This window comes from Psychromonas sp. psych-6C06, from assembly GCF_002835465.1.
In the GTDB taxonomy this organism is placed as follows: domain Bacteria; phylum Pseudomonadota; class Gammaproteobacteria; order Enterobacterales; family Psychromonadaceae; genus Psychromonas.
Map to the genome: position 1 here is coordinate 608,321 of NZ_PIZM01000001.1, position 21,226 is coordinate 629,546.

A 21,226-nucleotide genomic window follows, 5' to 3' on the forward strand; every position below is an offset into this window, starting at 1 on the left:
TTAAATGTCTTTATTTATTTCTCATTTTGGAGCAATTCATGCCTGTTTATTTAGATTGCAACGCAACAACTCAAGTTGACCAAGAGGTTGCTGATTTAGTGTTCAAATTAATGCGTGAAGAATATGGCAATGCGGGTAGCAGAACTCATGCATTTGGGGCAAGTGCTAAGAAGTACGTCGAACAGGCAAGAACTCAAGTTGCAGCTGTGACAGATGATGATAAATCTACTGTGATATTTACCAGCGGTGCAACTGAAAGCAATAACATTGCTTTGTTAGGCTTAGAAAACTACGCCAAAAAGCAAAACAAAAAACACATTATTACCACTGAAATTGAGCATAAGTCTGTATTAGAGCCGATCCAAGAGTTACAAAAACGTGGCTTTGAAGTGACTTATCTTCCTGCTAATGCAGATGGATTAATTGATGCTGTTACTTTAAAAAATGCGTTAAGAGATGACACGTTTTTAGTTTCCATTATGCATATCAATAATGAAACTGGCTCTATTCAACCTATCGGTGAATTCTGCTCTGCTTTAGAAGGTCACGATGCCTATTTTCATGTTGATGCAGCGCAGAGCTTTGGTAAGTACAGTGAAGTGTTAAAAAACGAACGAATCGATTTAATTAGTGCGAGTGGTCATAAATTATATGCGCCAAAAGGCATTGGGGCATTAATTCAGCGTAAACGTGGTTTTATTAAAGTACCACTTAAGCCCATTCTATTTGGTGGTGGGCAAGAGCGTAGTTTACGACCTGGAACACTTGCGGTTCCGTTAATTGCTGGTTTTGGTTTAGCCTGTGAACTAGCGGTAAAAAACAGTCCGAACCGCTTGGAAAATGCTAAAAATCTAAAAGTTGAAGTGTTGGATTTCTTAGCAAAATATGATGCAGAAATTAACGGTCAAAACACTTCAGATTATGTTGTTAACTTCTCTATACCTGAAGTTAATTCTGAAGCCGCTATTGTGATGTTTAAAGATGTTGTTGCTGTTTCAAATGGCTCTGCCTGTACTTCTAATAGCTATACACCAAGTCATGTTTTAGTTTCTATGGGGTTAAATGAGAACCGCATCAATGGTGCAATACGAATGTCTTGGAGCCATCAAACAGAAGCGATACCATTCATTCAACTATCTGAAAAAATTGAGCAATTGCTATGAGTAAAAAGCTAACTATTGTTGAAGCCGCTGTTGAAGCGTTGCACTTAATTGGTGTGCCTGCTTCTGTTAACCAGACTTATGCCAAGATAATGGAAAGACAACTCTATAAATTTGGTGCGAAAGATCCTATTGCCGTCTTACGTATACAAATGGAGCGCCACAGTGATGCTTCTGCATGGTGCTCTCAGGCTAAAGTTAAAGTATTAACTAAAGACGATGATGGGAAATTTAGCCCTCTAGATATGACTAAAAAGAAAGCAAAAAAAGAGGATAAGCCAACTGACAATTTATCTATGGTGAATGAGTTAGCAAACAAACTAAAGCAAGATACTATTTTAAGAATCGTTGATCATTTGTATGCACTTGATCCTGATGAGTTTGAATCATTCTGTCGTCGTTTTCTAGATCGCTATGGCTTTGATGATATGGAAGTTACCAAACGTGGTCGTGATGGTGGTATCGATGTATTTGGTACTTTAGAAGTGGGTATATCCCAGCTTCATGTTGCTGCACAATGTAAGCGTTACAAGAAAAGTAATAAAGTATCTCGGCCTGATATTGACCAATTTAGAGGGGCGATACAAGGTGAATTTCAGCAGGGCATATTCATAACAACAAGCTCTTTCACCAAAGAAGCAAAAGATAATGCGTTTAAACGTGGCTGTGTGCCAATTGTTTTAATTGATGGTGAAACGCTAGCTGAGATCATGATTGATAGAGGGATTGGCGTTTCGGTTAAAAATATTCCAATCTATGATTTTGAGATTGATTTGGTTTAATACTATCGGTTACATCGTTCGGATATGTAACCCACATACTTTTTTATTTAATTGTACTAGTTGTGCCTCAAATTCATTTCTTGCCATTATTACATCCTCATTCAAATTAAATCCTAATAACTTACCTAAACGTTTATCAAAGCTCACCTGTTTTTTGTAGTTAGTAAATCTTTCATCTATATAAGCACCTTTGTTAAGCAGTGGTGGTCTTCTGTTTTCATTGATGTAATCAAAGAAGTCGATATCTTTATCGGCCATTTTTATTTTGATACGTTCTTTTAGGAAGGGTAATGCTTTGTTTTCAAAGTCGTCATAACCTGTGAGGGTTACTTTGCCTGAGGTGATGTGGATTTTAACTAAATCGATATCGTCGTCTATTTCACCGTACATTTGTAATGCCGCATCGACATAAATCCGTAATAGCAGTGGTAATTCGCCTGAGAAATGCTTGTGCAGTAATAGCGAGTGGCCTTTGTTTAAAACGCTTGCTGGTAGGCTTTGGTGTGCTTTGATACATTGCTGTTCAATCAACTCAACATCAGAGATAGCAAACAGTAAATCGGTTGCTAGGTTTAGCGCTGTTTTGTATTCGCCAAACAGCGCTTTGATATCGCGTTTTAAGTTTTCTGGTTGTTGGGTGTAGGGTTTACGTTTTTCAAATAGGCTCATGGCAAAGTAGGCTAAAAGATCCTCTTGGCGTTTCCTCTGCGCCTGTTCAAATTCAGCCGTATCATATAACTCTTCAAGCAGTGAGAAGGTCTTTTTGAACGAACCCGTTAATGCTTTAACCTTTTCTGCTTGTATAAACTCTTCATTCGCTGGCACACGCCCAAGCTGTAAACAGCTTTGCCAAAAGTCGTTATATAGTTCTTGATTCCGGGTAATAAGCAGTTTGGCTTTGTTTTTATTTAAGAGTCGTGAATCAACTGGCTCTGGCGCGGTGAGTTGTTTCCGGCTGTTATGTCGCTTATATCTGCTTTGTAGGTAATTTTGCTCTGGAGTAGCAAGGGGTCATGATTTGATCCAATAGCTTTTTCTACTATCTTTAGCTTTTAAAGGCTAAGTTAAAAGGAAACCGCGATGCCTCGGCCATTACGATTGGAATATGAAAATCCCTGTTTTCATGTTATGAATCGTGGCCGTGATAGAAAGAGGTTTTTTATGATGGTAGTTGTTATCTGGCATTTATAGAGTCATTAAAAGAAGCACATGAGAGATTTGGTTTGGTGAGCCACGCTGTTTGTCTTATGCCCAATCACTATCATCTTTTAGTTCAAAGCCCCAGAGCGAATTTAAGTCGTTGCATGCGACACATCAACGGCGTTTATACTCAAAGGTTTAATCGATTAGGTAAAACCGATGGCCCTTTGTTTCGTGGACGTTATAAAGCTCTGATTATGGATGTCGATAACTACTTTCTTCAAGTGTTCCGTTATATACATCGTAATCCCATCGATTGCGCTATCCCTTTAGTTGACCAATTAGATACATTTAAATGGTCAAGCTTTCCAGCTTATGTAGTCAAGGATATTTTTGTTGAATGGTTGCAACGGGATTTTACGTTAGCGCAGTTTGACGATAAGTGGCAACGGTATAACCATTTTGTGCATAATGACACCAGTCATGAAGTAAAAGATATTTTAGATAAAACAAGATGGCCTGCCATTTTAGGTTCTCAATGTTGTGTTGAGCAGAAAAATTCTGTCACAGTCAATCATATTAATAAATTACAAAATAGTTTACCGGATATTGAAACTGTAATAGCAATCGCCTTTAATATGGGTCATGTAAGCGGTATCAATCAGTTAATAAATAAGTTGAAGGCTCGTTTAGATTCAAATAACGAATTAAAAGAAAAATTAAAGTTATTAACTCAAATCTTGACCCCTTAAGACCTGACCCCTTAAGACCTAACTCAAGTCTTGACCCCTTAATCTCCGCTATTGCAGATCAATAGATGTGAGTCTCAGAAAGTACAATCACAAAGATAAGTTTAAAACATCAAATTAATGGTGCGACTTCGTTATATTGCCCTTAGTTGACAGTATTCTTGGATAAGTACGATAAGTAAACAATACCCTGCATCACACTATTTAAAACATCAAGTTGAACCTCACGTAATAGCAAACTTTTGGACTGGTTATGATCTAAAACCCTAACTAGGATTAATAGATTATTCAACAAAACGTGAAACTTGCAATTAATCGGCGAATTAATGCGTAGTTTTATTCGATAAAAGGTAAATATCAATGACAGATCAAAGAGTGAAATATTCAGATAAGGATAGCCTGATATCCACAACTACTGCTGATAGCCATATTACATCGTGCAATGAAGATTTTTGTCGAATTGCGGGTTATGAAGAAAAAGAACTACTTGGCAAACCTCATAACGTTATTCGACATGATGATATGCCTAAAGCTGCATTTGGGCAGTTATGGGATTATATCCAATCGGGCAAAAGCTGGATGGGGATTGTAAAAAACAGATGCAAGGGATCTGGCCATTACTGGGTTTCTGCCTTTGTTACGCCTATTAAAGGAAAAGATGGCAAAATTCATGAATATCAATCTGTCAGAACACAGCCGAGTGATGAACAAATCTCTCGCGCAGGTTCACTTTACGAAAGTTTGAAAAAAGGTAACGTTTCTGTTCGTAGAATGCAGTGGCTAAATTCAATGGTTATTATCGGTGCTATTCAATTAATCATCGTGGCTTTGTCAATATCGGGTGTCGCGCCCGCATTACTGTCGAGTGTATTCATAATGGCGTTGGGTGGCTTACAAATGATAGGAATATTTAAAATTAAAAGTAGGCTTTCTTCGATCAATAAAATGGCTGAAAAGCATTATGATAACCCATTGATGGAAAAGCCTTATACGGGACATTGTGATGACATTTCAAAAATAGAGTTAGCGATGATGATGAAGCGCGCTGAGTTAAGGGCAGTAACAGCTAGGGCAAGTGAAACATCGGGTGAGTTAATTGCTTCAGCAAGCGAAGAGTTTGTTAACAGCCAAGCGATTGATGTTGAATTACATGAGCAGGAAGTTGCAATCGATGCGATGGCGGAGTCTGCGGATCAGATGCTCATCTCTATTAACGAAGTGGTTCAGCAGGCTGAGCATAGTTCTAATTTTGCGGGTAATACCAAAAATACCGCCACGGAGGCGGTATCGACAATTGAAGATGCCGTAGACACCGTACAGGCCGTTAGTCAGCAATTGGAAGAGTCTAAAGTTGCCCTTAGTCAGCTTTATTCTGACGTTGATGGTATAAAATCTATTCTTACTCTAATACAGGGGATTGCAGATCAGACTAATTTATTAGCGCTAAATGCGGCAATCGAAGCCGCTAGAGCTGGGGAACAAGGGAGAGGATTTGCCGTGGTGGCCGATGAAGTTCGGTCATTATCAGGAAAAACTAGCTCATCAGTTGAAGAGATTCGTTTAAACATTGAAGCGCTACAATTAGCCGTCAATAAAACCGGCGCGCTGGTGGAAAAAGGCATTGAGTCCTCTAAATCGAGCATAGAAAAATCCCAAGAAGGCAAAGAAGCTTTTAAGACTATCGTAAATGATTTAGCGAACATTGGATCGCAAAGCGCAGAAACTTTAGCAGTTGTAACAGAGCAGGAGCAAGTCACTAAAGCAATGGCTGAACATGTCTTGCGTATGAAAGAAGCAAATCAATCTAATCGAAAACTTTCAGGTAATTCACTAGAAAGAACTGAAAATTTGGTGGATAGCTTGGAAAGCTTACAGCGGTTAGTTGCGCAATTTAGCCAGTCATAGTGTGCTTTAACCTAAGTCTCGGAAGAAGGAAGAAGGGGTCAAGATTTGATCCAATAGCTTTTTCTACTATCTTTAGCTTTAAAGGTTAAGTTAAAAGGAAACCGCGATGCCTCGGCCATTACGATTGGAATATGAAAATGCCTGTTATCATGTTATGAATCGTGGTCGTGGTAGACAGAGAATTTTTTATGATGATAGTTGTTATCTGGCATTTATAGAGTCATTAAAAGAAGCACATGAGAGATTCGGTTTGGTGATACACGCTTATTGTCTTATGCCCAATCACTATCATCTTTTAGTTCAAACTCCCAGAGCGAATTTAAGTCGTTGCATGCGACACATTAACGGTGTTTATACTCAAAGGTTTAATCGATTACGTAAAACAGATGGCCCTTTGTTTCGTGGACGTTATAAAGCTCTGATTGTGGATGTCGATAACTACTTTCTTCAAGTGTCCCGTTATATACATCGCAACCCCATCGATTGCGCGATCCCTTTAGTTGACCAATTAGATACATTTAAATGGTCAAGCTTTCCAGCTTATGTAGACAAGGATATTTTTGTTGAATGGTTGCAACGGGATTTTACGTTAGCTCAGTTTGACGATAATCAGCAACGGTATAACCATTTTGTACATAATGACACCGATCATGAAGTAAAAGATATTTTAGATAAAACAAGATGGCCTGCCATTTTAGGTTCTCAATGCTTTGTTGAGCAGATAAAAGCAGAGCAGAAAAATTCTGTCACAGTCAATCGTATTAATAAATTACAAAATAGTTTACCGGAAATTGAAACTGTAATAGCGCAAACAGCAAAATTATTTTTGGTAGGAACTAAATCAATCGCCTTTGCACGGAGAGGGCGAGGGACAGAAAATCTTCCTCGATGGTGTGCCATTTATCTTGCTCGGGAAATCGGTGATCATCCACTAAATGCAATAGCAAGCGCCTTTAATATGGGTCATGTTAGCGGTATTAATCAAGTAATAAAAAAGTTGAAGGCTCGTTTAGATTCAGATAACGACCTAAAAGAAAAATTAAAGCTATTAACTCAAGTCTTGACCCCTTAATCTAATTTAACTCAAGTCTTGACCCCTTAATCTAATTAATTTTCTAGCCGTGGATGAAATTCAATAACGAATTTCATCCACGAACAATCAATATGTTAAGTACGGTATTCCGCATTAATTTTCACGTAGTCGTAACTAAAGTCGCAGGTCCAAATGGTGGTGCTCGCTTCACCGCGATCTAATTTCAACGTTACCGTTATTTCAGCTTGGTTCATCACCGCTTGGCCTTTTTCTTCCGTATAACCTTTCGCAAACCCGCCATTTTCAGCAACCTTTACATCACCTAAATACAAGCTAATGGTTTCAGTATCTAAATCGTCTAAGCTGCTGCATTCTCGGTTGGCATAACCAATGGCAGCTAATAAGCGACCTAAATTAGGATCTGAGGCAAAAAATGCGGTTTTAACCAGTGGGCTTTTGGCAATTGCATAACCAAGCGCCTTCGCCTCTTCGAGTGATTTGGCACCTTGTACATCAACGCTAATAAATTTAGTTGCCCCTTCACCATCACGTACGATTGCTTTCGCTAAGAATTGTGCGGTTTCAAGTAACGTTTCATAAATAGCAGTAAAACCACTGTCTTCACGCGTACTTATTTGCTGTTGTTGGCCTTTACCTGTGGCAATAATAATAAACGAATCGTTGGTCGACGTATCACCATCTACTGAAATACAGTTGAAAGATTTGTCGGCAATCTCTTGGGTTATTTCATCGAGTAAACCTTGGCTGATATTTGCATCGGTTGCCATGTAACTTAGCATGGTAGCCATATTCGGGTGGATCATACCCGCGCCTTTACTCATCCCTGTGATGGTAATTTCTTCCCCATTCACCATTATTTTTGTAGAGGTGGCTTTAGGTGCAACATCCGTGGTCATAATCGCTTCGGCTGCATCGGCCCAGTTATCAGCAGTTAAGTTATCTTTTGCAAGGGGTAAGGCTGGCAATAACTTATCCATGGGCAGTGTTTCTAAAATAACGCCTGTTGAAAAGGGTAATACTTGCTCCGGAGTTATCTCCATAATTTCCGCCACGGTATTACAGGTTTTTATCGCGTCATTCATGCCTTGTTCACCTGTGCCTGCATTTGCATTACCGGTATTCACTACCAAAGCGCGAATCCCTTTAGCTGATTTTAAGTGGCTTCTGCATAGGGTGACGGGGGCTGCGCAATATCGGTTCAATGTAAAAACACCTGAAACTGCGCTATTTTCTGCAATTTCTACGATGAGGGTATCTTTTCTGTCGACGTATTTTATTTCACCTTTTGCCCAGCCTAAACGAACACCAGTAACTGGATGAAGACTAGCAGGATCAATAACAGGTAAATTCACAGGCATAACAAGATCTCTTTAATAATGTTGAGTCCTCTAAAGAACTCTGAATAGTTATGCGATTATATTAACATATTTATGCAAAAGTAAAGGGAGTGATACGCATTCACTAAGCAATGGTTACAAACTAAAACGATGATTTATATATATTCCTATTATTTGGTATTGCTCAAATAAGGGACTGTTGATCTTTGCTGTCTAATTTTGTTCAACACTACGCGTTTTGAGTAAGGCGGACGGAATATGGCTTTTAGAGAAATCGTAAACAAAAATGTACATTGTGGCCACCATTCATATTTAATAATGCCAGTCACTTGGCAGTTCTTTTTGCACGAATGGTGGTGTAAATTCGGTGAGCGTGAAACTGCTCATGCGATGAGATGTGAGCTATCATTAAGAGCACCTTTTATCGCCATTTAGGAGCAAAATTATATTGAAAGCAAGTTTGGTTCTGATTCTTTTTTGGTTGAGTGCTTCTGCATTCGCTTGTCCAACTAAACTTCGTATTGGCTGGACAGAGTGGGCGCCTCTTCATTACATGGAGGAGGGGGAATTGCGTGGTAAAAGCACCGATATAATAAAAACAGTGCTTGGTAAAATGGGCTGTCAATACACGTTTATTGAAACGCCATGGGTACGTTTAATGCGTGAGTTGGAAGTTGGTAATATTGATATTATCGCAGGGGTGACTTTTTCTGATGAACGCGCTAAATTTGCATGGTTTTCACATGTCACCGATTCTGAATCGCTTCAGTTTTTTGGTCGAAAAGATGATCCCCGTTTGACTCATATTAACACTCTGGATGCTCTTTTAGCGCAAAAGTTACGCATTGGTTTACGTCATAAAGTGGAATATGGTGAAACATTAATGGCGCAATTAGAAGACCAAGAGGTGATGTATTTTAATAAAGGTCAGTTGGATAAATTATTACTTCGTCGGCGTATTGATGTGATCATTTTTAATGATCATGTTGCGGACATGGCTTTTAACCAAGAAAATTTAGTCTCGTTAAACTTACCTGATTTACAAGTGAATATAACGCATCTGATGCTAAGTAAAAAAACGATTGATAAGCACTTTTTGAAAAAAATGAACATCGCGATTGATGAGCTTACTGAACAGGGGGTATTAAGAAATATACACATGCGCTACGAAAATTATTAAGTCATTAATTTCATAACGTTATTCAAAGATTAATAGTAGAACGCTTTAAGTTGAGCTATCTGGGTGATATTCTCGCCAGACGAACAGCATCATTAAATGGGTTTCGACATTGAGCAGCCAAGAGATTCTCTCCTACTATAGAGATTGTTACAAAGAAGATAGTGCCGATCTTAATCTATGGAATCTAAATAAGTTTAAAAAAGAAGACTGTCTCATTTTAGAAGGCCAAGATGATTTAGGCTCTGGTTTCCTTTCTCGTTTGCCTATCCCTGCTGAATTTGCTGTGCCAATGAGTAAACGCGTTAAGGCATATCAACGCGAACGTGTTTTACTTTATGTAAGTTTCATTTTGGTCGGAAAAGTGAATGTAAAAGGGGAGATGAAACAAATCGTCTCGCCACTGTTGTACAACGAAGCGGTGATCGAACATGATCAGTCCAATTATTTCTTTTCCGTTAATGAGCCGTCACCTGAAATTAATGAGTCATTAACGCAGTTATTGATGCCGGAGAGCAGTGGCCGTCCAAATTTAAAGGGTACTGGCAATATTCAATCACCTGCATTATGGACGGCATGGCTTAAAGATAGCCCCTGTGAGATAGATTTATTCGGGTTACTCAACTTCCCGACTTTGGCAACCGGTGCTGAGATTAAAAAAGCGTTAAAGGCAACTAAACCGGTATTATTGCCAGCTTCTATGTTGGTCTTTGTTGAACGCTCAACGAGTAGTCGTGGTGTTTTACACGAGCTCGAAGAGGTGATTGCCGCAAAACAGTTATCTGCTCCCCTGACTAACTTATTCAACCCCTGTGAACCTCAAGAGCATAATAAAGTAGTCAAATATGATTATTTACCTGGCTTATTATCCACGCCTCAAAAAAAGATTATTTCTATTGCCGCTAATGCCAAGCTCGGTTGCGCTTATGGGCCACCCGGAACCGGAAAAAGTTACACGATTGCAGCCATTGCCGCGGAACACATGGCAAGAGGAGAGTCTGTACTGATTGTTGCTAATAACGAGACTGCGTTAGAGGTGATTGCCAATAAACTCGATGTTAATTTTGGTCTCAGCGATATCTCCATTCGTGCTGGACAAAAAGCGTTTTTAAAGCAGTTAAAAAGTTATATTGCTGACTTATTGTCGGGTTTTTTCAATGATGAACTTGAAAGAGACCCGCTGTTATGCGAATCAGAATTAAACAATATTAATGGTTCACTGCATCATTTAGAGGCGCGTTTTATTAAATTCTGTCGTAAAGCAATAGTCAGGGGGCAAAGGCTAAAGTGGGTAGAAGAAAAGGAGTCAAAGTGGATAAAAGGACTTTACTTGAGCATTGCTCGTAGAGGTATTTTGCAATTAAGCCAACAGTGGCAGGCGTTAAACGACATTAATTCGCTTCATATGAAGCGAGAAAAATTAGCGAGTGATTACTTGAGTGCGCTCAAAAGTAAAAACCTTAAAACCTTAGTTGAAACAAAACGGAAATCACTGCAGGCCTTTAATAAAGCAATACGAAGTCGCACCTCCCAACGTCAGTTTGAATTATTTGATGATATTGAATATGCTGCGCTGTTGAGCGCCTTTCCTGTTTGGTTAGTGAGTTTAAATACATTACATCGTGTATTACCGTTAAAAGCAGAAATGTTTGATTTAGTGATAATTGATGAAGCAACACAATGTAATATAAGCAGTTGTTTACCTGCTTTTTATCGTGCAAAGCGTGCCATGGTAGTAGGCGATACTAAGCAGTTAAGGCATTACTCATTTTTGGCGAAAAGCAAAGAGCGTGAATTATTGTCTCGACACAATCTCAACGCGGAAACACAAGGCGTGCTCAGTTACCGTGATAACTCAATACTCGATTTAACTTTACATGCACTGAGTAGTCATCAGCAATTGGCTTTTTTAGATGAACACTTTAGATGCAAACCGGAGCTGATTCATTTTAGTAATGTGCATTTTTATCAAAATAAATTAAAAGTAATGCAACATCGCCCCTGCACAACCTCTGGTCATCTGCATGTCCATCGAGTGGATGGTTTACGTGATAAATCAGGCGTTAATAAACTCGAAACTGCAAAAGTGATAAAGTCATTACGAGAAACGATCGACGAAGATGCTACTTGTGGTATTACGCACAGCATTGGCATTATTTCGCCCTTTAGGCACCAAGCAGAGCATATCAATAAAGAGATTCACGCCCATTTCAGTGAATCAGAAATTACTTTGCATAATATTCGTGTCGCTACACCATTTGGTTTTCAAGGGGAGGAAAGAGATATTATGCTTATTTCATTTTCTGTGGACAATAACAGTAAAAGGGCGGCTATTTATCTTAATAAGGCGGATGTATTCAACGTTACTATTACCAGAGCGCGTCTGCGACAGTTGTTGTTTATTTCAATCGATGAAACACAACTTCCAACGGACAATTTACTAAGGCGTTATTTACACTCGGTGTATCAGTTTGAAGCGCAACATTCAGTGACCTCGCAACGCGATGAATTTCAAAATAGTGTTATCGCGGCGCTAAAAAACCTTAAAATAAGCTGTTGGCCGGGCTACTCCATGGCTGGTACCGAGGTGGATATGCTGTGTTGTTATCAAGGCAAATATTTAGCACTTGATCTCATCGGTTATCCTGGCCCTTGGTCTGATTTTTTTGAATTAAATACTTATAAATTGTTTAAAAGGGCGGGTGTTGAAGTTCTGCCAATTAGTTACGGTTTATGGGTGATAGACAACGAAACCTGTTTACAGGCAATTATAAAAAAACTTGCCATACAGCCTGAAAATTTCATAGAAGGTGCTTAATTTATCTTTCCACCTGCTTAGCCTCCTTTGCTTTTTTATTCATTTTTTGGCCTTCTACATTTTTAGGGGCTGTTGATTAATTGAGGGAGACCTCTACATCGTACATTAACAAAAGTTACAACCTAGCATTAAGCGTTCTCGCTATAAATAGGTAAGCCTCAAAGTATTAGTCTCAATCATCTACAGTCATAAAATCTTAATTAAGTTTGTATATGCTTTTGTTTTATATAAATTTTGATAGGTTAAATTGATGAATGTAACTAAAATTTTTTCTGCACTTTATTTAGCGCTTGCTTGTTCAGCGTGTGCAATGGCTAATAATGTTGCTAATGAACACAATACACAGGCCACCTCTGGGGCTATGTTGCCCTACACGGTATTGCGCGATGATCTTAAAAATCACGCTAAAGGTATTGAAGATAGTAGGCTTGAGATTCGTAATGGTGGTTATGGCTCAGATATGACCGCACATCCGCATATTAAAAATCAGTTTTATGCGTTAACTGACCGAGGCCCAAATGCAACCTACAAAAAAGGGGCATTGGGTAAAGGTAAGATATTCCCCGTTGCTGATTATACGCCACGTATTGGCCTTTTTGAGTTACAGGGTAATGGCAGTATTAAACAGTTGAAAACCATTTTGCTTAAACGCCCTGATGGCACACCAATCACTGGTTTACCAAACAGTAGTGCATTTGGAGGTACAGGCGAAACACCTTACACAGCGACAGGTAAGCCGATTGTTGAAGATATGGCGTTACCCTTTGATGCTGAGAAAAATCCGATTAAGCTTGATGATTTTGGCTTGGATGGCGAAGGACTGGTTGCATTAAAAGATGGTAGTTTTTGGGTAAGTGATGAATATGGTCCACACCTTGTTCATTTTGATAGCCAAGGTATTGAAATTGGTCGTATTAACCCATTCGTAACTGATAGCAGAGCTAAATTGAATTTACCGGCTGAGTTTGCTAATCGTCGTCCTAATCGCGGTATGGAAGGGCTTGCGGTTACACAAGATCAAGCGACGTTAATCGGGACGATGCAATCGACCATGTTTAATCCCAATAAAAAAGTTAAGAAACTTAATTTGGTGAGACTTGTTACGGTCAATTTAAAAACGCAAAAAATCCAGCAATTTATTTATCAGCAAGAGAAAAATCAAAATGCCAATTCGGGTATTGCCACGCTCTCAGATAGCACTTTTTTGGTGATTGAACGTGATGGGCGTTTTTTACGTGATACACAAGGTGCGATGAAGCACATTTATCGCATTGATATCAGTGAAGCAACCGATTTAGAATCGATTGCAAATAACAGTGCACTGAAACAGGATGATAAATTAGGGCTGTTAATTAATGGACAAACGCTCGAGCAAGCTGTTTTTGAGCACGGTTGGAAAATATTGGAAGCGCATGATATTAAACCTGTGTCGAAGACATTAGTCGTGGATTTGGTGAAAGCGGTTAATTATCCGCATGATAAGCTCGAAGGGATGTGGTTAAGAGGCCCTCACTCTTTGGCGGTGGTCAATGATGATGACTTTGCAACTTGGTCTAAAAAGGGAAAATTAACACAAAAGTATTTAGATAAAGCGCGACAGGTTATCGATAGCAGTCAACTGTACATCCTTGACAATTTATCACTGAAGAGTGAGTAATAAACTCAGATGATGAAAAAATTATACCAATTCCGCTAATATAGTGATCAAATATTACGCAGGAAAAAGCAGTTAGTTCAAGGCGAAAATTGATGAAAATGGTTATTCCCTTTACGAAATTTTTAACGCTGGAATAGCTTCTTTTAACCAGTAAGATTGATCAGTTATTTAGTGGGGTTGGTAGTAGTGAGATATTAGTTTTTAACCCCATAAAAAATACGGCTCTTTTAACGAGAGCCGCATTCTATTTATTGCCAATAGTCAGTATTACATCGTTTTTATGCGCTTACTGACTCTAATTTCGCTCTTGCTTTACTAATATAGTTTTTCATTAATATTGATACCGCAAGTGCCACAATGAACGCGCCACTGAAAATATAGAGCGTCAGCTCATAGCTTCCTGTTGCAGAGCGAAGGTATGCAGCTATTTGAGGGCCAACCAAACCTGCTAGCGCCCATGCAGTGAGAATATAACCGTGGATCGCACCTAATTGCTTCGTACCAAACAGATCGCCTATAAAAGCAGGTAATGTTGCAAAACCGCCACCGTAACAGGTCATGATGGTAAACAATACGACTTGGAATAAAAGAACACTGGCAATATTTGGCAGAATCAAGAACAGTGCAATTTGTAAAATGAAGAAAGCAATATAGGTGTTTGGACGTCCTAATGTATCTGAGAATGTTGCCCAGCCTAAGCGGCCAATGCCATTAAATACTGCCATAAGGCCAACGACAGCTGCTGCCTCTGTTGGACTAATTCCGATCGTTTCTTGTGCTAAAGGTGACGCGGAGTAAATAACGCCGATACCACAGGAGATGTTGATAAACATCATGATCCATAACCAATAAAAAGGTGCGGTTTTAATTGCTTCATTAGCCGTTTGTTGTGTTAAATCTTGCGTTACTTTTGTTGTACCTGATTCAACCGCCGCTTTCATGCCTTCAGGCATCCAACCCTCTGGTGGGCGTTCTAGATACAGTGCTGATAAATACATGACAATCATATAAACCACGCCAGCCGTGAAAAAGGTGGTCGGGATAGAGTACTGCTCCATCATATAGCCAAAGACTGGTCCTGCGATCATTGCACCAAAACCAAAGCCCATGATAGCAAGTCCGGTTGCAAACCCTCGACGATCCGGGAACCATTTCACTAATGTTGAAACGGGGGTAATGTAACCTACGCCAAGACCAATACCACCTAACACGCCATAACCTAACCAAAGTAGATATATATTACCAATGGATGTTCCGACACCTGCGACTAACAAGCCGACACCCCAAAAAGTGGCTGCGATTAATCCTGCTTTTCGTGGGCCGTGACGTTCAACGAAGTGCCCCATAATAGCAGCAGATAAACCAAGAAAGAAGATAGCTAAACTGAACGTACTTGCGACAGAAGATTTATCCCAGCCGAAGGTTTGTTCTAGTGGAAGGTTAAACACACTCCAAGCGTATACTGATCCGATTGAGCCGTGAATACCAACAGCTGAAGCTGCAATGAGCCAACGGTTTTTCATATTAATTCCTTTTAATAAATACAATCCATATCAAAGCACGAACTGAGCTATTGTCGTCATCCTTTGACTTCCGTTGATAGACTTTACCTAGCATGAAGGGGGGATTATTGATATTTATCAAAGGGCTGAGTGGGTATAAAAAAAGTTTATAAAAGGGTCATGATTAGACTAATAAATAAAGCTTATTTTTAAGTATATTTAATTGTCTATTCGCTATCTATTCTATGTTGTGCTTCTTATTGCGATGATTTTAACCGATTGAATAACCAATTAAAAAACAACCCTTTAGAAAAATATTAATCAATTAATTGTTGTTTTTTTGCTGTAGATGGTGCGTATTTAATTATTAAAGGCAAGTGGGGCTGTTTATTAACCATTATTGAATTTGGCAGTAAGTTAAGTAATTACTAATGCCGACTTTACAAAATACCCTTTTAAATAATCGAGTAATAATCGTAGCTTTTTAGAGTCGGTACTCCCCGGCGGAAAAACACCATAAACATTGATATCGTTCATGCTGTAATCATCTAATACCGATACCAACGTCCCTTGCTGAATCTTAGGGATTGCATCGTAACTTGGAATACGTGCTAAACCATGTCCTCCTTCTACAAAGGCTGTTCTAGCTGCTGCGTTGTTAGTTTTAATGGTGCCTTTCATCTCGATGCTAAATGAACGACTGCCTTTAAATAACTCAAGGGTCGTGGAGGTGAGTTTATAAATAACCCATTGATGATTGATTAAGTCAGTCGGGTGTTTTGGTATCAGATTTCTTTCAAAATAGCTGGGGGCTGCACACAGGCAAGTTGAAAGGGTAGAAAGCTTGGTGGCTTGCAATCCACTATCTGGTAGTGGGGCGCCACGAATTGCTAAATCAATTCCTTCTTTCATGATGTTAATCACTTCATCGGTAAGCAGTAAATCTAACTCTATTTTTGGATAGATTTTTCGAAACTCATTTAATGCAGGGACGATAGTTTGTAGACCTACATTCACAGGACAAGTTATTTTCAGTGTACCGACGGGATCATGTTTCAAATTTTCAATTTGCTGGTTGGCCGCTGAGGCTGACTCTGCAATGCTTCGACAGTGCTGATAATATTCACTGCCCGCTTCGGTGAGCGAGAGTGTACGTGTGGAACGATTAATCAGCTTAATACCGAGGTGTGCTTCCAATTTTTTTATGTGATAACTCACCACCGCACGTGACAAGCCGATACGTTTGGCTGCACCGGTGAGTGTTCCCTGTTCAATGACCTGAGCAAAAACCACCATACTTTTTAATTGATCAAATGAAATATCCACTGTTAGTCTCCTGATCTGTTTTAGTTTATTGTATCATTTATTGATACAAAGACATTCATTTCATCTGCATTGTTACAATGAAATTGGCTGTGTAGACTGATTGCATCTTAAAAACGTTGGTTATTAACTTAAATAAGCGAGGATAGCGATGAGTACTAAGAAAATATTAATGGTGTTAACTTCACATGATGAGTTAGGTAATAGCGGTGAAAAAACTGGCTTTTGGGTAGAAGAATTTGCTGCCCCTTATTATGCTTTCAAGGAAGCGGGTGTTGAGATAACACTCGCATCACCATTGGGTGGACACCCGCCGATTGACCCGAAAAGTGAATTGAATGACTTTCAAACACCGGCTACTGAAAAATTCTATAAAGATGATGAAACACAGCAACTTCTTGCGCAAACAGATGTTTTATCTAAGCTCAATGCTGATGACTTCGATGCAGTTTTTTATCCTGGTGGACATGGTCCATTATGGGATTTAACAGAAAATAGTGATTCGATCACTTTAATCGAATCTTTTTTAAACAACGATAAGCCGGTTGCAACGGTTTGTCATGCCACCGCTGCTTTGTTAAATGTCAAAGACCGTGATGGTGAGTTTGCTGTAAAAGGTAAAGCCATCTCTGGCTTTACAAATAGTGAAGAAGCGGCGGTTCAGTTAACTGATATCGTGCCGTTTTTATTAGAAGATGCATTAATTAAACGAGGAGCAGATTATCAAAAAATCGATGATTGGCATCCCTTTGCAGTACAAGATGCTTTGATTATTACCGGGCAAAACCCAGCAAGCTCAATATTGGTTGCACAAAAATTATTAAACCAACTTAACGCTTAATTATTTTTTATTGTGAGGTATTTATTTTGTTAAATTTTAGTTTTCAGAACCCAACAAAAATTCACTTTGGTGAAGATCAAATTCATCTGATTGAAAGTGAGATCCCGGCGGATGCAAAAGTATTAATGGTTTATGGCGGTGGTTCAATCAAAAGTAATGGTGTCTACGATCAAGTTAAAGCTGCACTGTCAAAACATACTTGGTTTGAGTTTTCTGGCATTGAGCCAAACCCTCGCTACGATACCTTGATGAAATCACAGGCGTTAATTAAAGCGCATAACATTGATTACATTCTTGCAGTAGGCGGTGGCTCTGTCGTTGATGGCGCTAAATTTATTGCGGCGGCTGCTTTATATGAAGGTGAAGATGCGTGGAACATTTTGGCTAAACAAGAGCCTGTTCAACAAGCATTACCCATTGGTGCAGTATTAACGTTGCCAGCGACGGGCTCTGAAAGTAACGGTAATTCGGTAGTGACGCGCGATGGAAATAAATTACCGTTTTCAAGTGCATTAGTACGCCCACAGTTTGCGGTACTAGATCCTAAAGTGACTTTATCCCTATCGGATCGTCAAATCAGTAATGGTGTCATTGATGCTTTCATCCATGTGATGGAACAATACCTGACTTATAGTGTAAACGGAAAAGTACAAGATCGCTTTGCAGAAGGGTTATTGCAAACGTTGATTGAAGAGGGCCCGAAAGCACTCGCTACTGACACAAAAGAAGATTTAGTGGTACGTGCGAATATTATGTGGTCGGCTACGATGGCATTAAATGGATTGATTGGTGCAGGCGTACCACAAGATTGGTCGACCCATATGATTGGTCATGAGTTAACGGGCAGTTTTGGGATTGATCATGCGCGTACTTTATCGATTGTATTACCTGCTGTGATGAAGGTAAAGCGTAAAGAGAAGCATGAAAAACTCGTACAATTTGCTGAACGTGTATGGCATATCAACGAAGGTAGTGACGATCATAAAGTTGATCAGGCAATTGTATTAACTGAAACGTTTTTCCAAGAGATGGGGGTGCCAACACGTCTTTCTGATGTCGATCTTAATGCTGAAGATATCGATGGTCTGATTGAAAAATTAGAGCAACATGGCATGGTTGCATTAGGTGAGCATGGTGATATTTCACTTGATGTAAGCCGTGAAATATTAAGACTTGCGTTGTAGTTTATCCGTTATTAAAGCGAACTCTTTATTGAGATCGTTTTTTTACGCTATTTATAAGATAAAGAGAGAGTAAAGCATGAGCCAAAATCAACAAACTAATCGACAAATACGTTTGGCATCTCGCCCTTTTGGCGCGCCAACTCAAGAAAACTTTAAAACAGTTCAATCTGATATTCCAACGCCAAAAAAGGGTGAAGTTTTATTACGTACCGTTTACTTATCGCTTGACCCTTATATGCGTGGCCGTATGAGTGATGCTGCATCCTATGCTGAGCCAGTCGCTATTGATGGCGTCATGGTCGGGGGCAGTGTTTGCCGTGTAGAGCAAACAAATAACGCTGATTTTAACGTTGGAGATTGGGTCGTTGCCTTTGGTGGATGGCAAGATTACTGTATATCTGATGGTGTTAACTTACTTAAATTAGATCCAAATATGGGTAATCCTTCCTATGCATTAGGTGTTTTAGGGATGCCTGGTTTGACCGCCTATATGGGGCTGTTAGATATTGGAGCCCCTAAAGCGGGTGAAACCGTTGTGGTTGCTGCAGCTACTGGCGCTGTTGGCAGTTTAGTCGGACAAATCGCGAAAATTAAGGGCTGTAAAGTCGTTGGTATCGCTGGTGGCGAAAAAAAATGTAACTATGCTGTTGAAACGCTAGGCTTTGATGCTTGTTTAGATCATTACTCTGATGATTTAGTGACACAACTCTCGCAGGCTTGTCGTGAAGGGATTGATGTCTATTTTGAGAATGTCGGTGGGAAAGTATTTGATGCAGTATTGCCTTTATTAAACCCTGCTTCACGCATTCCATTGTGTGGGCTTATTTCACAATACAATGCAACTGAGTTACCGAGTGGGCCAGACAGAATGTCTGCATTAATGGGCGCATTATTAGTAAAACGCGTCCGTATGCAAGGTTTTATCGTTTTTGATGATTATGGGCACCGTTATTCTGAGTTTGCTAGTGCAATGACGCAGTGGTTAATGGAAGGTAAAATAAAGTATCGTGAACATTTAGTTGAAGGCTTTGAAGAATCGATACCTGCTTTTATTGGGCTACTTGAGGGTAAAAACTTTGGTAAATTAGTGGTGCGTGTTGGGCCCGACAGTTTAACGCAAGGATAAGTTATGATAACCGTTCATCATTTGAATGCATCTCGTTCTCAACGTGTATTATGGTTACTCGCAGAGTTAGATATTGCCTATGAGTTAGTTAACCATCAGCGTGACCCGAAAACGCAATTAGCGCCAGAAAGCCTAAAAGCGATACATCCGCTCGCTAAAGCACCAGTTATTGTTGATGGTGCATTAACATTGTGTGAGTCGGGTGCAGTAGTAGAATACATTTTGAATAAGTATGCACAGGGGCGTTTACGACCTGCTATTAACGATGCAAATTATTATGCTTACCTTGAGTGGATGCACTTTGCCGAAGGTTCGCTAAGCTTGCCATTGATCACATTATTATTCATGGGTATGGAAAGGCGAGAGGGAGAGCTACCGATGGATGGGTACGTGGCTAAAGAGATTGCTCTGGATTTCGATTACATTGAGTCAGTATTAAGCCAACGTGCATATTTCGCCGGAGAGATGTTTACTGCTGCCGATATTATGATGACTTTTATGCTCGAAATTGCAAATAAACTCGGTATTTTACAGGGACGTCCATACACGCTCACTTATCTTAAAAAAGTGCAGCAACGCGATGCTTATCAACGTGTTTTAACCTTAGGTTAATAGTTGCTGTAACGCGATAACACATCAATGTGTTATCGCTTATTTTCTCAACTTTGCACGATAACGAATTACCCCTGTGAAAACATAACTCCTTACACATCCTGTTTTTTTCCCATTAATAAATATTGTCACTGCGCAATTTCGTTCAATCATGTGATGTAAATTGGCGATATAGTAAACCTAGAAATTTAAGGGAATTAAAGAGGTTTTATGATATCTGTATTAATGTCGATGTTTGTCTTTGCGTTTATTGGCGCGATATCACCAGGACCTGTGAATATAATCGCAACAAGCTCTGGTGCTTCATTTGGCTTTAAGCGAACATTACCACATGTATTAGGTGCGACAATCGCTTATACATTAATTGTATTTGTGGTGGGGCTTGGGCTAAGCGCAACCACGGTGGCTCTCCCGGTGATCACTGAATGGTTACGCTATATAGGAAGTGCTTTTTTATTGTATATGGCTTTTAAAATAGCGACAGCTGTCGCAGTGAACACACCTAAAATTAACGTTATCAGTCAACCTCCTTCTGCATGGCAGGGCGCTTTATCACAAGGCTTAAATCCGAAAGCGTGGTTAGTCTCTAGCTCTGGTGTGAGTATATTTGTTACCACACATTCTCAACCATTCTTTTATTTATTCATTTTTTGTGTCGTCTCTTTTACTTTGTGTCTATTGGGGATTTCTACATGGGCTGTTATGGGGCATTCGATTCGAGGCTTCTTATCCACTCACAAAAGACAAATTAGCTTCAATATTTTAATGGCATTGATGTTATCGATGTTGGTATTTACAATACTGTTGCAATAAGACTAAATCACTTTCTAAATTCCATTGGTATAAGGGATTAAATCCG

At 39.4% G+C, this 21,226-nt stretch carries 17 protein-coding genes and 1 pseudogene; 14 read left to right on the forward strand and 4 right to left on the reverse strand.

What is annotated here, in order from left to right; all coding sequences use genetic code 11:
- Positions 1-38 precede the first annotated feature (38 nt).
- Together dndA and CW745_RS02715 are read left to right on the forward strand one after the other, a co-directional pair.
- Positions 39-1,163 carry a cysteine desulfurase DndA gene (gene dndA / locus CW745_RS02710; RefSeq protein ID WP_101106969.1) on the forward strand — a complete coding sequence of 375 codons (1,125 nt, stop codon included), beginning with the start codon at positions 39-41 and terminating at the stop codon, positions 1,161-1,163.
- Positions 1,160-1,942 carry a restriction endonuclease gene (locus CW745_RS02715; protein WP_238596665.1) on the forward strand — a complete coding sequence of 261 codons (783 nt, stop codon included), beginning with the start codon at positions 1,160-1,162 and terminating at the stop codon, positions 1,940-1,942. Before dndA ends, CW745_RS02715 begins: the two co-directional genes overlap by 4 nt.
- 9 nt (positions 1,943-1,951) lie before the next feature.
- On the opposite strand, the pseudogene CW745_RS02720 reads toward CW745_RS02715, so the two are convergent.
- A pseudogene (locus CW745_RS02720) lies at positions 1,952-2,929 on the reverse strand (DNA phosphorothioation-associated putative methyltransferase); the annotation flags it as partial.
- Positions 2,930-3,120: 191 nt separating this feature from the next.
- Here CW745_RS02720 and CW745_RS02725 point away from each other — a divergent pair.
- The 3 genes from CW745_RS02725 (at position 3,121) to CW745_RS02735 (ending at position 6,808) form a co-directional block, all read left to right on the forward strand.
- Positions 3,121-3,834 (forward strand): transposase, encoded by a 714-nt coding sequence (locus tag CW745_RS02725; RefSeq protein WP_101106970.1) that lies wholly within the window; start codon positions 3,121-3,123, stop codon positions 3,832-3,834.
- A gap of 357 nt (positions 3,835-4,191) precedes the next feature.
- Positions 4,192-5,736: a PAS domain-containing methyl-accepting chemotaxis protein gene (locus CW745_RS02730; protein ID WP_153069733.1), complete on the forward strand. Its 1,545-nt coding sequence runs from the start codon at positions 4,192-4,194 to the stop codon at positions 5,734-5,736.
- Between the two features lie 106 nt (positions 5,737-5,842).
- Complete coding sequence (locus CW745_RS02735; protein ID WP_101106972.1) at positions 5,843-6,808, forward strand: transposase; 966 nt, start codon at positions 5,843-5,845, stop codon at positions 6,806-6,808.
- A 95-nt stretch (positions 6,809-6,903) separates the two neighbouring features.
- On the opposite strand, the gene argJ is transcribed toward CW745_RS02735, so the two are convergent.
- Positions 6,904-8,148, reverse strand: a complete 1,245-nt coding sequence (argJ, locus tag CW745_RS02740; RefSeq protein WP_101106973.1) for a bifunctional glutamate N-acetyltransferase/amino-acid acetyltransferase ArgJ — start codon at positions 8,146-8,148, stop codon at positions 6,904-6,906.
- Between the two features lie 237 nt (positions 8,149-8,385).
- Here argJ and CW745_RS16650 point away from each other — a divergent pair, with 237 nt between their 5' ends.
- The 4 genes from CW745_RS16650 (at position 8,386) to CW745_RS02755 (ending at position 13,779) form a co-directional block, all read left to right on the forward strand.
- A complete protein-coding gene (locus tag CW745_RS16650) occupies positions 8,386-8,562 on the forward strand; it encodes a hypothetical protein (RefSeq protein ID WP_193755520.1) in 177 nt (58 codons plus the stop codon).
- A 13-nt stretch (positions 8,563-8,575) separates the two neighbouring features.
- Complete coding sequence (locus tag CW745_RS02745) at positions 8,576-9,307, forward strand: transporter substrate-binding domain-containing protein (RefSeq protein ID WP_101106974.1); 732 nt, start codon at positions 8,576-8,578, stop codon at positions 9,305-9,307.
- Positions 9,308-9,416: 109 nt separating this feature from the next.
- On the forward strand, positions 9,417-12,122 hold the full coding sequence (locus CW745_RS02750; protein ID WP_238596668.1) for an ATP-binding protein: 2,706 nt from the start codon (positions 9,417-9,419) through the stop codon (positions 12,120-12,122).
- Between the two features lie 250 nt (positions 12,123-12,372).
- Positions 12,373-13,779, forward strand: coding sequence for an esterase-like activity of phytase family protein (locus CW745_RS02755; RefSeq protein WP_101106976.1), 1,407 nt, complete (start codon positions 12,373-12,375; stop codon positions 13,777-13,779).
- Positions 13,780-14,057: 278 nt separating this feature from the next.
- Here the strand turns inward: CW745_RS02755 and CW745_RS02760 are convergent, their stop codons facing one another.
- Both CW745_RS02760 and CW745_RS02765 read right to left on the reverse strand, forming a co-directional pair.
- A complete protein-coding gene (locus CW745_RS02760; protein ID WP_101106977.1) occupies positions 14,058-15,302 on the reverse strand; it encodes an OFA family MFS transporter in 1,245 nt (414 codons plus the stop codon).
- Positions 15,303-15,698: 396 nt separating this feature from the next.
- Positions 15,699-16,607 carry a LysR family transcriptional regulator gene (locus CW745_RS02765; protein ID WP_101106978.1) on the reverse strand — a complete coding sequence of 303 codons (909 nt, stop codon included), beginning with the start codon at positions 16,605-16,607 and terminating at the stop codon, positions 15,699-15,701.
- A 148-nt stretch (positions 16,608-16,755) separates the two neighbouring features.
- Here CW745_RS02765 and CW745_RS02770 point away from each other — a divergent pair, with 148 nt between their 5' ends.
- The 5 genes from CW745_RS02770 to CW745_RS02790 all read left to right on the forward strand — a co-directional run bounded on the left by CW745_RS02770 (position 16,756) and on the right by CW745_RS02790 (position 21,180).
- On the forward strand, positions 16,756-17,445 hold the full coding sequence (locus CW745_RS02770) for a type 1 glutamine amidotransferase domain-containing protein (RefSeq protein WP_101106979.1): 690 nt from the start codon (positions 16,756-16,758) through the stop codon (positions 17,443-17,445).
- A gap of 26 nt (positions 17,446-17,471) precedes the next feature.
- Positions 17,472-18,629 (forward strand): iron-containing alcohol dehydrogenase, encoded by a 1,158-nt coding sequence (locus tag CW745_RS02775; RefSeq protein WP_101106980.1) that lies wholly within the window; start codon positions 17,472-17,474, stop codon positions 18,627-18,629.
- Between the two features lie 76 nt (positions 18,630-18,705).
- Complete coding sequence (locus CW745_RS02780; RefSeq protein ID WP_101106981.1) at positions 18,706-19,755, forward strand: NADP-dependent oxidoreductase; 1,050 nt, start codon at positions 18,706-18,708, stop codon at positions 19,753-19,755.
- 3 nt (positions 19,756-19,758) lie between these two features.
- Positions 19,759-20,367 carry a glutathione S-transferase family protein gene (locus CW745_RS02785; protein ID WP_101106982.1) on the forward strand — a complete coding sequence of 203 codons (609 nt, stop codon included), beginning with the start codon at positions 19,759-19,761 and terminating at the stop codon, positions 20,365-20,367.
- A gap of 210 nt (positions 20,368-20,577) precedes the next feature.
- Positions 20,578-21,180 carry a LysE family translocator gene (locus tag CW745_RS02790; protein ID WP_101106983.1) on the forward strand — a complete coding sequence of 201 codons (603 nt, stop codon included), beginning with the start codon at positions 20,578-20,580 and terminating at the stop codon, positions 21,178-21,180.
- Positions 21,181-21,226 lie beyond the last annotated feature (46 nt).

Bases quoted from the DNA above. Each gene is read 5' to 3' on its own strand.
- dndA (WP_101106969.1), top strand. From the start codon at position 39: ATGCCTGTTTATTTAGATTGCAACGCAACAACTCAAGTTGACCAAGAG.
- CW745_RS02715 (WP_238596665.1), top strand. From the start codon at position 1,160: ATGAGTAAAAAGCTAACTATTGTTGAAGCCGCTGTTGAAGCGTTGCAC.
- CW745_RS02730 (WP_153069733.1), top strand. From the start codon at position 4,192: ATGACAGATCAAAGAGTGAAATATTCAGATAAGGATAGCCTGATATCC.
- CW745_RS02735 (WP_101106972.1), top strand. From the start codon at position 5,843: ATGCCTCGGCCATTACGATTGGAATATGAAAATGCCTGTTATCATGTT.
- argJ (WP_101106973.1), bottom strand. From the start codon at position 8,148: ATGCCTGTGAATTTACCTGTTATTGATCCTGCTAGTCTTCATCCAGTT.
- CW745_RS16650 (WP_193755520.1), top strand. From the start codon at position 8,386: ATGGCTTTTAGAGAAATCGTAAACAAAAATGTACATTGTGGCCACCAT.
- CW745_RS02755 (WP_101106976.1), top strand. From the start codon at position 12,373: ATGAATGTAACTAAAATTTTTTCTGCACTTTATTTAGCGCTTGCTTGT.
- CW745_RS02760 (WP_101106977.1), bottom strand. From the start codon at position 15,302: ATGAAAAACCGTTGGCTCATTGCAGCTTCAGCTGTTGGTATTCACGGC.
- CW745_RS02770 (WP_101106979.1), top strand. From the start codon at position 16,756: ATGAGTACTAAGAAAATATTAATGGTGTTAACTTCACATGATGAGTTA.
- CW745_RS02780 (WP_101106981.1), top strand. From the start codon at position 18,706: ATGAGCCAAAATCAACAAACTAATCGACAAATACGTTTGGCATCTCGC.
- CW745_RS02785 (WP_101106982.1), top strand. From the start codon at position 19,759: ATGATAACCGTTCATCATTTGAATGCATCTCGTTCTCAACGTGTATTA.
- CW745_RS02790 (WP_101106983.1), top strand. From the start codon at position 20,578: ATGATATCTGTATTAATGTCGATGTTTGTCTTTGCGTTTATTGGCGCG.